We start from the raw sequence: 13,447 nt of genomic DNA, 5'->3' as shown, positions 1-13,447 counted from the left end.
ATTAAGTCAAACCAAAAAATGTGTATTTACTACAAATGTCAACATGATAATGTGATTTTACAACAAAAAGGCATATTCAAAAAACAGCTGTACGGCCTCATTCCGTACAGCTGTTTTTACTTACTCCATCACTGACCATGTATTTGCCTACTGATTCAAATACGCCACAAACCGCCCGAACGCCTCCCGGCCTTCCTCCGTCCGCTTATAGACTCCGGCATCCTCCAGAACCTCCATGAATACTTTCCCGATTTCCTCCCGGATAATTCCATGGATCGTTTCGGCATTAATGTGTTCATACTTCGGGAGGAACTCTTCCACCCAGTCTGCGTGTTTGCCAAGCACTTCATCCTTGCGGATATCGGCGCCTTCCAGAATGGCTTTTTCCAAATCCGCCATTTCACCATCCAGGCGGGAGGGAAGGACGGCAAGGCCCATAACTTCTATCAGACCGATATTTTCTTTCTTAATGTGGTGCAGCTTGGCATGGGGATGGTATACCCCAAGAGGATGCTCCTGCGTTGTGATGTTATTGCGCAGGACCAGATCCAGCTCATAGTTTTCTCCCCGTTTTCTGGCAATAGGGGTGATGGTATTGTGAGGCTCCCCGTCTGTCTCGGCATAAATAAATGCCGCCTCATCGGTAAACTTACGCCATTTGCCCAGAATCACATCGGCTAGGGCGATCAGTCTGTCGCTGTCCGGGCCGGACAGACGGATTACCGACATCGGCCAGTTTACGATACCTGCCTTCACATCCTCAAATCCTTTTACCGTGAATTCGGTTCCCACAGCGGCTTTTGCCATAGGGAATTCATAATGTCCCCCCTGGAAATGGTCATGGCTCAAAATAGAACCTCCCACGATAGGAAGATCCGCATTGGATCCCAGCATATAGTGGGGGAACAGCTTTACGAAATCAAACAGCTTTACAAAGGTGTCGTGTTCGATTTTCATGGGGATATGTTTGGAATTAAAAACGATACAATGCTCGTTGTAATACACGTAAGGAGAGTACTGGAAGCCCCACTGTCCGCCGTTAATGGTGATGGGGATGATCCTGTGGTTCTGCCTGGCCGGATGGTTCACGCGGCCGGCATAGCCTTCATTTTCCATGCAAAGCTGACATTTGGGGTAACCGCTCTGTCTGGCTGTTTTTGCCGCCGCAATGGCCTTCGGATCTTTTTCCGGTTTGGACAGGTTGATGGTGATATCCAGATCGCCGTAAGGCGTGGAGGTAACCCATTTTTGATCCTTGCAGACACGGTATCTGCGGATATAGTCCGTATCCTGGCTGAATTTATAAAAGTATTCGGTAGCTGTTTCCGGGGAGTCGGCATAACATTCCCGGAATTTACGGATGATTTCGCTGGGACGGGCTACAAGCACACTCATGATCCTGGTATCAAACAAGTCACGGTATACCACGCTGTTATTTTCCAAAAGGCCGGTCTTTGCCGCATAGTCCAGCATATCCTTCAAAATGGCCTCCAGCTTTCCCACCAGCTGTGTCTCTTCGTTTTTATCCGCTGTAATCGGGGTATCTGCTTCCGCAAGCTCTTCCAGACCGAAAAGCTCTAAAAGGCGGTTTGTTGTATAGATGGTGTCCTCCGGCTCCACAAGTCCGGTGGCAAGCCCGTATCTCACTAAATCCCTGATGCTGTTCTGAATCATTTTTCCCTCATTTCTGCGCCTCCGGTTCCTTCCCGGCGGCATCCGGAATGCCCGGCGCGTGTTAATCCTGCCGGTACCAGACACGTTGCTTAGGTATCCGGCCCGGCTATTTTTCCAGAAGAAAGGACGGCCGGAACCCAGCCGCCCATTACTATCAGATTACGCTCGGTCCGTCGCCGATTTCCACCACATAGAAATCTGCCGCATAGCCGATTTTTTTCAGATACTCCGCTCCCACCTTCTCAATAAAGCTGTCGATAGCATCTGTTTTCACAATGCTTACGGTACATCCGCCGAAGCCCGCCCCTGTCATACGGGAGCCGATGACGCCGTCAATCTTCCAGGCTTCTTCCACCAGGGTATCCAGTTCAATCCCGGTCACTTCATAATCATCCCGAAGGGACACATGGGATGCGTTCATAAGCTGTCCGAACTGTTCGATATCATTCGCCTTTAAAGCGGCAACCGCCTTGATGGTCCTCTGGTTCTCGTACACGGCATGTCTGGCGCGTTTTCTGCGTACCTCATCCTTAACCACTGTCTGATACTGTTCGAACTGTTCCTCTGTCAGGTCGCCCAGGGACTTGATTCCCACAACCTCCTGAAGTTCTGCCAGAGCTGTTTCACATTCACTTCTTCTCTCATTGTATTTGGAGTCACCTAAGCCCCGCTTCTTATTGCTGCATGCAATAACAATCTTGGCCCCTTCCAGCTGGATGGGCGCATATTCAAAGCTCAGATCTGCAGTATCCAGGAAAATGGCATGATCCTTTTTCCCCATGGCAATCGCAAACTGATCCATGCTCCCGCAGTTGACACCGTTGAAATTATTTTCGGAATACTGGCCGATAAGGGCCAGATCCTGATTGGTTACATCAAAGCCGAACATATCCCGGAGGACAAAACCGGTGAGCACCTCCACGGACGCAGAGGAGGAAAGGCCGGAACCGTTGGGAATATTCCCGAACAGAAGCAGATCCATGCCGTAGGGAATCTCAAATCCCCTTTTTTCAAAAGCCCACATTACTCCCTTGGGATAATTGGTCCAGTCCGCCTCTTTTTCCGGCTTGAGGCCGTCGAGACTGCTTTCCAGGACTCCCAGATGTTCAAAGTTCATAGAATAAAAACGCAGCTTTCTGTCAGCACGCTGCCTCGCCGCACCGTAAGTTCCTATGGTCAGTGCGCAGGGGAATACATGTCCCCCGTTATAGTCGGTATGCTCTCCGATCAGGTTCACACGGCCGGGGGCAAAATAGGTCTTAACTCCTGTGGTATCCCCAAATACTTCCCCGAATTTATGCAATATTTTTTCTTTCATGCCCTTTCTCCTTTTCTGTTCATCCCTTTTTGTGTCCCGATATCTGCGGCTTTAGCCGCTTTCCAGTTAATTTTATCATATAATAAAAACAGGTACCGGCAAAGGGACATTTGTTGCAGGTACCTGTCAAAATGTTAACTTACACAGTCCAGATAAGTCCGGACCGCTACAATTCATTAATCTGGCTGATAAAGTCCTCTACCTGCTTCAGATATTCTTTATTTCTGCGGTTTTCCCCTTTTTGCATCTCTTTCCGGTATCCGGACGGGGACATTCCCTTCATCTGTTTAAATGCTTTCGTAAAGACAAGAGGATCGTTATAGCCGCAGGACAGGGCGATGCTTTCCACCGGCAGATCGGTCACCGCCAGCAGCTCCGCTGCCTTGGTAATCCGGTAAGTGGTAAGGAACTGCTGGGGAGACATTCCCATGGAATTTTCAAAAAGCGTATACAGGTAGCTCCGGTTAATGCATACATATTCCGCCACATCCGTCACTTTCACCGGGTTGCAGTAATTACGCTGGATGAATTCCACCGCCCTCTTCACATACTGGTTTGCCTTATCCTCATCCGCTTTTTCCGATGGACGTGCATTCTCCGCTATGAGAGATAAAAACAGATGCAGCTGTCCGTTTCTGCGAAGTTCATTGGTCAGGCCGAAGGTATTATGTTCCATCATATCCCGCACACTGCGGTACAGCTCATCGGATCGCCCGGAATGGAATACGGGATGACGCACGGACAGTCCCATGTAAGAAACAAAGCTTTCCGCACCGCTTCCCGAAAAACCTACCCATACATAGGTCCAGGGCTCTTTATCATCCGCCTGGTAAAAAGATAGCTCCCCCGGGGTTATGAGAAAGCCGCTGCCCGCCTCCAGAGGGTATTCCCTGCCTCCGGTCCGGAAAATCCCTTTTCCGCTGAGCACATAATGAATCATATAATGAGGCTTAAGGGCCGGCCCGAAGCTGTGCAGCGGCTCCGTTTTGGAGCAGCCGCAGCAGTTTACCGCGAGGGATCCTGTCTGTTCATTTTTAAATTCCAGCTTGTATGCTTTTTCCATAATTCTCTTATTTCATGTAACCGTTCAGACAAGTCTGAACGGTTACTCTTTCATTATCATGCTGTTTATGCGAAAATTCTTCCGTCCAAATCTTTCTGTACCTGTACCAGATTATCCCTGATGGAAAGCTTCTGGGGACATAAAGCTTCGCACTTTCCGCATTTGATACAGTTCTTTGCTTTCTCTTCTTCCTTCAGCTCGTTCTCCCATGCCCCTTTCACATGGCCGTATGTACGGTACATATGGTAGTTATTCCATACCTTGAAGTTGCCGGGGATATTGACCCCCGCAGGGCAGGGCATGCAGTAGCGGCAGCCGGTACATCCGTTCTGCACGCGGGAACGCATCTCTTCCACAATGCCTTCCATCTTTTTCTGCTCTTCTTCGCTCAGCACTGTGAATTCATTAAAGGTTTTCAGGTTATCCTCCACCTGCTTCATGGTGGACATACCGCTTAAAATCACTTTTACATTGGGATGGCTGCCCACCCAGCGCAGGGCATAGGATGCGATGCTTTTGTCCGGATCCATTTCCCGGAATTTCGCATTGATATCATCTGAGAAATTAGCCAGGCTTCCCCCTTTAATTGGCTCCATAATAACAAGGGGGATTCCCAGACTTTCCGCCAGGGCGTAGCCCTTATCTCCGGCCTGTTCCTGGGTGTCCATATAATTGTACTGGATCTGGCAGAAATCCCAGTCACGGTAATGAATGATCTCGTCAAATACTTCATAATCATCATGGAAGGAAAAGCCATAGTAACGGATCTTTCCTTCTTCCTTCAGCCTGGCACAGTAATCCACCACGCCCAAAGCCTTCATGTCTTCCCATTTTTCTTTATTTACCGCATGGAGAAGATAGAAATCAATGTAATCGGTCTGCAGTCTCTGAAGCTGCTCTTCAAAAATACGTTTGGCATCATCCACGCTTTTTACCGCCCATAACGGGAGCTTGGTTGCCAGATAGAAGGAACTTCTGTCATATTTTTTAAGCACCCTTCCTACCAGCGGTTCGCTTTCCCCGTTGTGGTAGGGGTAGGCGGTGTCAATATAATTTACGCCGGAAGCAATGGCCTTATCCAGCATTTTTTCCGCCTCCGCCTCGTCAATTTTGCCGTCCGGCATGGTGGGAAAGCGCATGCACCCGAAGCCCAGCAGTGATGTTTCGATTCCCAGTTTTTCCAGTTTTCTCTTTTCCATTGTGTCCTCTCCTTTTTCGATGTAAGCTTGTTATTTCCGGTTATCCGCCGCAGAAATGTCAGCGGTTCACCGACAGTGCCATTCTGTGATAGGTATGCCGCACACCACGGATAGCGATGGAGTACGCCATGCTATTTTCCGGGACAGCCATCCCCGGATAGCCGGCCGACATGATGGATTTCCGGGGTTCCCGGTCAACACGAGCATCTGTACGCCCATCTCACAGGCTGCCTCCGCATTTGTCACATCGCCCAGAACCGGCTGGGTAATTCCGATACCCTCTCCGGCCAGCACCCTTCCTTCGCTCCCTGCGATGGAAGAAAGCAGCTCCTGCCTGGTAAATGCAGCCAAATCCGATGTGCTGCAATCAAGTATTCTTTTTGTCATTCCATCCCTCCCCCCAAACCTATGTTCCGGTTTTTACCTGATAATTTTTATTATAAAGCATCGCATTCGGATTTACTATCCCCTTTCGCAAAAAAACAAGCGGGATCCGCATTTTGTAATTTTCACGGAATTCCGCAGATTATCATTGAGTGCCGTTCTTTTTCATGGTATTATTAAAGCGTTTGAATTCAGAAGAGAAAGGTATAAAAACCATGGAATTACAGCCTTCCGTTATCTTTGGCATTGAAATTATCGGGACCATTGCGTTTGCTTCCTCGGGAGCTATGGTTGCCGTCCGTAAAAAGCTGGATCTGTTCGGGATTATTGTTCTGGGTGTCATCACCGCTGTCGGCGGCGGGATGCTCCGGGATATCCTGATAGGCAATATCCCGCCCAACATATTTCGTAATCCCGTCTATGTCCTGGCGGCTTTCCTCACCGTCCTGATCCTGTTCCTGCTTTTCCGGCTCTGGCCTTCTCTTTTGGGGAGCCGGTATATGGAAGGCTATGAGAAAATAATGAATATCCTGGATGCCATTGGCCTGGGTGCCTTTACGGTTATCGGTATCGATACCGGCGTGGAAGCCGGTTACGGCAGTTATCATTTTCTGATCATTTTCCTTGGTGTGATCACGGGCATCGGCGGAGGTATCCTACGGGATATCATGGCCGGTGAAACCCCTTACGTCCTGAAAAAGCATATCTATGCCTGTGCCTCCATCGCCGGAGGCTGCCTGTATGCAGGGCTTCTGGAGGTAACCCGTTCCGACTCCGCCATGATTGTCAGCGCGCTTCTTGTGGTTGCCATACGGATTCTTGCCAGCCACTTCCGCTGGGATCTGCCAACGGTATAAGTCAAATACCCTGCGGAAATAAACGCTGCTCTCCCTGGTGCAGTTCACCATCCCGTAAAGGTATCTTACGCCTCTTTCGTTGCTGCAAAAGAAGAAACCTGTTATGATTTATACAGCCAGATACCTCACGGCAAACGAAAGCCAGCGGGAATAAAAAGAGACATGAAAAGGAGACGTGCCCGGATGAAGCAAGATCAGTTGGTAATACGTGAAATGAAGGACGGGGAACAAAAGGAAATTATGAGGGTGGGCAGACAGGCTTTTACGGCTTTTGAAGCACTTTTTGTAGAATTCCCCCGCCATGCAATGGCCGCTGTATATGAGGAAAAAATTGTAGGAGGGATTATCTATAAAATCATTCCTTGCGGGAAGAAAAAAATGGCATATATAGCGGAAGCTTTTGTAGATCCTGCCTGCCACGGCTGTGGTGTGGGGTCAAAATTATATGCGGAAACCTTCCGGCATATATGGGCCCAGGGCTGTGACGGCATGACGGCCCTTGTAAAAGATGACAATGTGGCCTCCTGGAAACTCTTTATGGAAAATGGGTTCCAAAGGACGGGTTTCATTGAAGTAATCCGGCAGACCGGTCTGTCCGGAATGCTTCTGCAGTATCTGAGGACTCCAGTACCGTTTGCTATCGGAATGGATTTTTATATGGTGATGAAGGACGAACCCATTAGAAGGAAAAAAACCGGTCTGCTCCAGCTGTTTTATTTTTTTCTTGCTAATAATCTCCTGATCCTGCCGATGTGGGCAGGGCTTATCCGCAAAGACCCTGGCAGCATCCCCTGTTCTGCAGGCGCTTATTTTGCTGTACTGGCCCTGTTTATCCTGACCCGGTATGCTGGGACCCGGTTCAGCAGACATCCATGGGAATTCCGCCTGAATAACGGCGGGAGCTTTCTCACCATCCTGTTGAGTATCTGGGGGAATCCCTTCCCCATGAACGGAAACTGGTATCCGGATACCTATGAAAACACACCTGCCTTCCGCAGGGATATGGCTGTTCCGGAGTTATTCAAATGGGCCGCTTTCAGCCTGGCGGCCTTGTCTGGTTTAACCAATGTCCCTTTTTTCAGAAGCATTTCACAGATTGCCTGCTATTACCTTGTCTTTCTTATAATTCCCCTGTATCCTTTTGAATCGCTGGGAGCGGGGCGGATTTACCGCTTTTCCAAAGTAATATGGCTGTTTACGGCTATCATTACAATGCTGGAGCTGATGTGGCTCTATTCTTTTGCATCCTGAGACGGGAAGAAAGGGAAAAACGTAACCGTTCAGACAGATACGGACGGTTACGGGGAGACTGCACGATTTTATTTTATAAGCATATAATATCATAACAAAACATACTTCAGGTGGTTTAAAATGAGTAATGACCCTCGCGGCACCATGGTACAGCAGGGGAATATCATGCGTATAGACAATGCTTTAGTGGAGGAAACCTTTTGTTTTAGTGATTCTAACGGATATATTATAGTCTCTTACGCCGTACCGGGAGAGAATAATACTACTTTTATAGAAACAATAAGGCTTAATTATAACAGAAATACCGTTATAATCAATTCCTTCGGGCAGAATGTGTGTCCCTGCTGCCTTCAGAAGGGAATGTGGGTGAATGTCACCTTCTCTCCGCGCATGACCAGGAGTATTCCCCCTCAGTCAAACGCGCTGATGATCGTTGTACAAAGAAGATCCCAATCCTCTTCTGCTGTTACCACAGCGCCTGTGGCATATGTGGATCCTGCCAATAATTTTCTATATACAGGCAACCCCAATAACATCAACAGCCAGACCCGATTCGTAATAACCAATACCACCACGATTACGAACCGTTTCGGGAATCCCATCAGGCTCGGCGCGCTCCGCCCCGGCCAGCTTGTCAGGATAAGGCATGCCGATTTTATGACAGCAAGCATTCCTCCCCAGACTACGGCTTTTGCCGTACAGGTAGTGTAACAGCCAAAAAGGGGGAACCCGGCTGCATTTTCCATATGATATCAGGGAATTTCAGAGGCAACGAAAACAGCGGCTCTCCGTATTACGGAAACCGCTGTTTTATCTGGTCTTTAGGAGAGCGATAGACGGGGCTCGAACCCGCGGTCTCGACCTTGGCAAGGTCGCGCGTTACCAACTACGCCACTATCGCATTGTTGAAACAAAAAGCTTTATGCAGCAGATAACTATCATAAAACGGAACCTTTTCCGGAAACAGGCAATCACCCGTAAACCGTTCATTATCTGCAAGCGGGTGATGGGAATCGAACCCACGTATCCAGCTTGGAAGGCTGGTGTTCTACCATTGAACTACACCCGCATATATATAAAGCGTTCCACGCTTCGGTGTTTATCACCTGCAGCGCTTCCCGCGAGATGCCAGAACTGAAATGGGAACAGTTATGCATCACGAACGAGTTATATATTAGCATGTGGATTTTCACTTGTCAACCCATAACTTGATTTTTTTGATTTTTATCAAACCTTTGTCTGGAATGTTAAACCTTTACATAAAGTGCAATACGTTTTAAGTGAATAATCACCGCTGTTTTCTCATGATGCGATTCGGAAATTTAAAGGAAAAGCGACCAGGAAGCATATTAGAACAAGGAGGAGCATATCGGAAAATAGGGACTAGGGTATTTTTACCGCCTAACATTTGCAGAATTAGAGAAAGTAAGAAGATCCTATGAAGATCAAGTGCTAAAAACCACAGAATTTCATAGGATCTTCTTATTCTTTTTCTTTAGAAAGAGGCTTAAAAATCGGTATTAACCGACAGCACCTTAAGTTCTTAGTACATTTTTTCGTAGTACTATTGATTATACAATTGAAACTTCTCTTACCTGTGTTTCCCAAAACGCAAGTCCTGGAGGACTATTCAGAGTATATGAAGCCACTGAACCTATAGGTGCTTCTGCTATAATTCTTCCATTTACTGCAAATCTCATTCTTTTAACATGTCTATCATCAGATAAACACTCCCTATTATTGATTTAATCCGACCCCATCCGGATGATCAAGTGTTTTCGAATCATATATTATTGAAAAAGTTATTTCATAATTGTCACTACCCAAATATAGGACAATCGATAAATCCTCGGTATCCCAGGAATTTCTGTACTTTACCTCACCGATACTTAACGCTTCTCCCTCTGAGGAACAGTAACCGTACAGTCTTCCCTTGACCTTTTCCGTCTTTGCCTCTCCGTATTTAAGATTCAGATTTTCCGTAATAGAACCGAACTTGCTGATGTACAGACTATAATCCGTATGAGGCTGAATAAAGCTGACTACTATGCAGCATAATTGATCTTTATCATTCAACTGATAGTAGATATAGGCATCCTCCCCTTCTACGGCATCTTCATAGACTATCAGACTTTCACCGTTATCCTCATCCTGTTTTGTAATCAGTTCCGCCGTTTCGTAGCGCTGCACCACCTCAGCGCTGTCTCCCATCCTGACCTTTCTGAATAAACAATCATCCCTGTTTTCCACAATCAAATTCATGGTTTTCGTTTCAGAGATATTCCCGCTGCCGTCTTTCGCCGACAAGGAAATCTGATAAGTCCCTTCCTGGTTCAGATCATAATCTCCGCCGGTTTCAATTATACAGACATCTGCGTCATTGACCTCCGTGTTATCCTGCGGGTTGTACTTGCTTCCCCTGGCTATATATACGGTATCATTTAAAAGGGACAATTCCGGCGCAACCGTATCTGTCACATGAAATTCGAAAGGTACTTCTTTTATATTCCCTCTCTTATTTTTGATACGGAACAGAACTTGATAATCTCCCGTTTTGCCTGCATTAAAATTACCATCATCCGCTACTGTAACTTCGATAATATTCTCAGGGTCATATTCCAGATAGGTAACCAAATTCACATCTGATCCCAATTCAAATGTATCTTTGGCCTGGGATATCATAAAGGAACCTTTGTATACGAATTTGTAGCAGATAACTATAACCGCACCAATAGCAAGGATGCTTCCGATAATAATGAGCGGAAGTATTAGTTTCTTTTTATTTTTCCCACCGGTTCCATCTGTTTGTTTTTGTACGGGGAAGCCGCAGTGCGGACATGCAGGTATCTGATCTGATATTTCCTTGCCGCATTCCGGGCATTGCATAAGTGCCATTTTTATCCCTCCGCATTATATGGAAAATTTTCTTTTACCAGTTGTTCCGTATATGTGTTATTATAAATTTTATAAGTTTTCCGACAGGGTACAACAAATACGTGGCCGGAAAAACCGCAGATTCATACTGTAATAAAAATCCATTTCATAGTTATCATTATCTTAACGGGTAGTGCAGACTGCGGAAATGAATTTCCAAACTCTCTCTAATCTAAACGAACCCATATTTCTCTTGCATCCGTGCTTGTAAGGGCAGGAGAGGTTATCATTACTGTTTTTTCATCGTTAAATTCTACGGTAATTGTTTCCCAATCATCCCCATAGCGTAATACCTTCATTTTGTTACCGCTTATAACCTTATAATCATAAGTAGCCACAGTAGTATCCAGCCACGCATATCCCGTTTCCAGCCGGTATTCCACATCCTTATCAGAAAAATCCAGCACACAGAGAATATAGGAATCTTCCTCCCCCTCCACCTTACACCAATCGCGTTCCAGTTCTTTCTTAAGTTTCGATGCCTGCACCGCGTTAATCCCAAATATAACAAGCAGTACCACAATAACCGCAGCTGCACCGACTCCCACTATCTTTTTATTTTTGGAAAAGAAATGCGCGGGTTTTGTTATCTGCCCTGCATTCTGCGCCTCTCCATCAACCCTTGTCCCGCATTTAGCGCAAAACAAGGAATCATCAGGTAATTTCTCACCGCAAGCAGGACATACTCTTTCTGTTGTGTTTTCCATAATACCCCAATCCCTCCATATATTATATTATTGGTTCACTCTATGTATTTCATATATTTGGCAAGCACGATTACTTTATTGAGCTATCCTCCTCCGGCTGTTCAAAATTCTTTGACTCATAAAGCAGTCCAAAGCTTACTTCATAATTATCCTTGCCCAAATACAAGTAAACGGACAACTCATCCGAATCCCAGGTATTTCTATATTTTACCTGCCCGAGATTTAATGCCTCTCCTTCCGTACTGCAATAATTATATAAGCTCCCTTTCACCTTTTCAGTCTTAGCTTCGCCATAAAGCGCCGTCAGCTTTTCAGTAATTCTATCAAATAAACTAAGGTACATATCATTGTCTGTATGTGTTTCATTAAAAATTATCGTTATGGCATATAGCTGGTCCTTTTGATTCATATCATAATAAATATAAGCATCTTCATTTTCTACACTCCCCTCGTAAATTAGAGTTTGGCTGCCTTTATCATCATTTTCCTCCAACAAATCCGACGTTTCATAGCGTTTTACTACTTCCGCGCTGTCGCCGAATTTCACATTGCGGAAAACGCAGTCGTCCCTGTTTTCCACAATTAATTTCATACTTTTCGTTTCTGAGGTATTTCCGCTGCCATCCTTTGCGGAAAAGGAAATTTCATAGGTACCCTCCTGGTGGAGATCATACTCTCCGCCGATTTCTATGGTACAGGTATCTGCATCAGATGCCTCCGCATTGGTTTGAGGGTCGTACTCACTGCCTTTGGCAACATAAACAGTATCCTTAAGAACAGACAGCTGTGGCGCAACCGTATCTGTCACATGGAATGCAAAAGGGACTTCTTTTATATTTCCCCTCTTATTTTTGATACGGAACATAACCTGGTAATCACCGGCTGTCCCGGCATCAAAATTACCATCATCTGTTACCGTAACTTCAATGATATTCTCCGGATCATATTCCAGATAGGTGAGCAGGTCCACATCTGTCCCCAGTTCCACGGTATCTTTGGACAGGGTTATTTCAAAGGACCCTTGGTATACGAATTTATAGCAGATAAACAGAGCTGCCGCAAGAATAAAAATACTGCCGATGATTATAAGCAGTATGAATTTTTTCTTTTTATCTTTTCCATCCCCACCTGTTTGTTTTTGTACGGGAAAGCCGCAGTGTGGGCATGCAGGTACCTGATCTGATATTTCTTTGCCGCATTCCGGGCATTGCATAAGTGCCATTTTTATCCCTCCGTATTATATGGAAAATTTTCTTTTACCAGTTGTTCCGTATATGTCTCAATACAAAATGCGAACCCCCATGACGTCAGGCCATAGTCCAAATCATAATTGGTGCTGTTCACATATTCGGACTGCAGAGAAGAATACATAATATGGGAACGCATCGTATTGATATACTGGCCCAGCTGCGAATCGGTGTTTATTTCCAGCGCGTCGAATTTTTTCATTGGTTCGATTAAGGTGTCCACTAATTTGCGCAGGGAAGTGTAATCACTGCTATGTAATTTATCGTCCACTTCCTTCAGCGTTTCATAAAAGGTTCTTGCATCCCCATAGACCTTCTGATCATATTCCGCAAGTTCTTTCAGGCCCGCCGTGTCGTAACCTAATTCCTCCAATTGCCCGTAGCATTTCAGAACATTTTCAAAATCCGGGATCGTATAATACTCCTCCGATTCAGCCAGTATCCTTTGTATTTGTTCCTGTCTTTCGTTTTCCCTTATCTGTTGGACTTTTTTGACACCAAACAACGTGCCTGTGATGATAAGAACCAACACCGCAACTGCTGCCGCCGCTGCAATATATTTCTTTTTCTTATTCTTCAGCTTATATTGGCAGCCCGGGCATTCTTTTGCCTTATCCGATATTTCCCGCCCGCATCCGGGACATTTTACCAGAGCCATCTTTTGTTCCTCCCCTCATAAGTTACTTACATTATACCTCTGAAAATTACTTAAATCTACATATTTGTTTTATATGATATTACCTTTATTTCCCACGTTTAATTTTCAAATTAAGTTCCACCCCGACATGGAAGTTAATCAGCGAAACTGGAAAT

General features: G+C 45.8%; 12 protein-coding genes, 2 tRNA genes and 1 pseudogene. 3 read left to right on the top strand and 12 right to left on the bottom strand.

Features of this window, described 5'->3' with window-relative positions:
- Positions 1 to 147: 147 nt before the first annotated feature.
- The 6 genes and pseudogenes from galT to DXA36_RS34470 all read right to left on the bottom strand — a co-directional run.
- Positions 148 to 1,674 (bottom strand): UDP-glucose--hexose-1-phosphate uridylyltransferase, encoded by a 1,527-nt coding sequence (galT, locus tag DXA36_RS29600; protein WP_118682886.1) that lies wholly within the window; start codon positions 1,672 to 1,674, stop codon positions 148 to 150.
- 154 nt (positions 1,675 to 1,828) lie between these two features.
- Positions 1,829 to 2,992: a galactokinase gene (locus DXA36_RS29595; protein WP_118682858.1), complete on the bottom strand. Its 1,164-nt coding sequence runs from the start codon at positions 2,990 to 2,992 to the stop codon at positions 1,829 to 1,831.
- A 166-nt stretch (positions 2,993 to 3,158) separates the two neighbouring features.
- Positions 3,159 to 4,055: an AraC family transcriptional regulator gene (locus DXA36_RS29590; RefSeq protein WP_118682857.1), complete on the bottom strand. Its 897-nt coding sequence runs from the start codon at positions 4,053 to 4,055 to the stop codon at positions 3,159 to 3,161.
- Positions 4,056 to 4,120: 65 nt separating this feature from the next.
- Positions 4,121 to 5,254, bottom strand: coding sequence for an aldo/keto reductase (locus DXA36_RS29585; protein ID WP_118682856.1), 1,134 nt, complete (start codon positions 5,252 to 5,254; stop codon positions 4,121 to 4,123).
- A gap of 58 nt (positions 5,255 to 5,312) precedes the next feature.
- Positions 5,313 to 5,384, bottom strand: a complete 72-nt coding sequence (locus DXA36_RS34475) for a DUF7916 family protein (RefSeq protein WP_442876279.1) — start codon at positions 5,382 to 5,384, stop codon at positions 5,313 to 5,315.
- A 71-nt stretch (positions 5,385 to 5,455) separates the two neighbouring features.
- A pseudogene (locus DXA36_RS34470) lies at positions 5,456 to 5,641 on the bottom strand (DUF7916 family protein); the annotation flags it as partial.
- 212 nt (positions 5,642 to 5,853) lie between these two features.
- Between DXA36_RS34470 and DXA36_RS29570 the strand changes: the two are divergent.
- From DXA36_RS29570 to DXA36_RS29560, 3 genes are all read left to right on the top strand, one after another.
- The gene (locus DXA36_RS29570) at positions 5,854 to 6,495 is read left to right on the top strand and encodes a trimeric intracellular cation channel family protein (RefSeq protein WP_118682854.1); all 642 of its coding nucleotides are present in this window, start codon (positions 5,854 to 5,856) and stop codon (positions 6,493 to 6,495) included.
- Between the two features lie 183 nt (positions 6,496 to 6,678).
- Complete coding sequence (locus DXA36_RS29565) at positions 6,679 to 7,746, top strand: GNAT family N-acetyltransferase (RefSeq protein ID WP_182479316.1); 1,068 nt, start codon at positions 6,679 to 6,681, stop codon at positions 7,744 to 7,746.
- A 120-nt stretch (positions 7,747 to 7,866) separates the two neighbouring features.
- On the top strand, positions 7,867 to 8,457 hold the full coding sequence (locus tag DXA36_RS29560) for a hypothetical protein (protein ID WP_118682852.1): 591 nt from the start codon (positions 7,867 to 7,869) through the stop codon (positions 8,455 to 8,457).
- A 117-nt stretch (positions 8,458 to 8,574) separates the two neighbouring features.
- Here DXA36_RS29560 and DXA36_RS29555 read toward each other — a convergent pair.
- From DXA36_RS29555 to DXA36_RS29530, 6 genes are all read right to left on the bottom strand, one after another.
- Positions 8,575 to 8,647 (bottom strand) — tRNA-Gly (locus DXA36_RS29555).
- A gap of 97 nt (positions 8,648 to 8,744) precedes the next feature.
- A tRNA-Gly gene (locus DXA36_RS29550) sits at positions 8,745 to 8,815 on the bottom strand.
- Between the two features lie 668 nt (positions 8,816 to 9,483).
- Positions 9,484 to 10,641, bottom strand: a complete 1,158-nt coding sequence (locus DXA36_RS33750) for a zinc ribbon domain-containing protein (RefSeq protein ID WP_243114776.1) — start codon at positions 10,639 to 10,641, stop codon at positions 9,484 to 9,486.
- Between the two features lie 206 nt (positions 10,642 to 10,847).
- Positions 10,848 to 11,387 carry a zinc-ribbon domain-containing protein gene (locus DXA36_RS29540; protein WP_118682851.1) on the bottom strand — a complete coding sequence of 180 codons (540 nt, stop codon included), beginning with the start codon at positions 11,385 to 11,387 and terminating at the stop codon, positions 10,848 to 10,850.
- Between the two features lie 70 nt (positions 11,388 to 11,457).
- On the bottom strand, positions 11,458 to 12,609 hold the full coding sequence (locus DXA36_RS29535; protein WP_118682850.1) for a zinc ribbon domain-containing protein: 1,152 nt from the start codon (positions 12,607 to 12,609) through the stop codon (positions 11,458 to 11,460).
- Positions 12,610 to 12,611: 2 nt separating this feature from the next.
- A complete protein-coding gene (locus DXA36_RS29530) occupies positions 12,612 to 13,292 on the bottom strand; it encodes a hypothetical protein (protein ID WP_118682849.1) in 681 nt (226 codons plus the stop codon).
- Positions 13,293 to 13,447: the final 155 nt, after the last annotated feature.

It is taken from the genome of Eisenbergiella sp. OF01-20 (genome assembly GCF_003478085.1).
Classification (GTDB): domain Bacteria; phylum Bacillota; class Clostridia; order Lachnospirales; family Lachnospiraceae; genus Eisenbergiella.
This window is presented reverse-complemented; position numbering and strand designations above follow the sequence as displayed.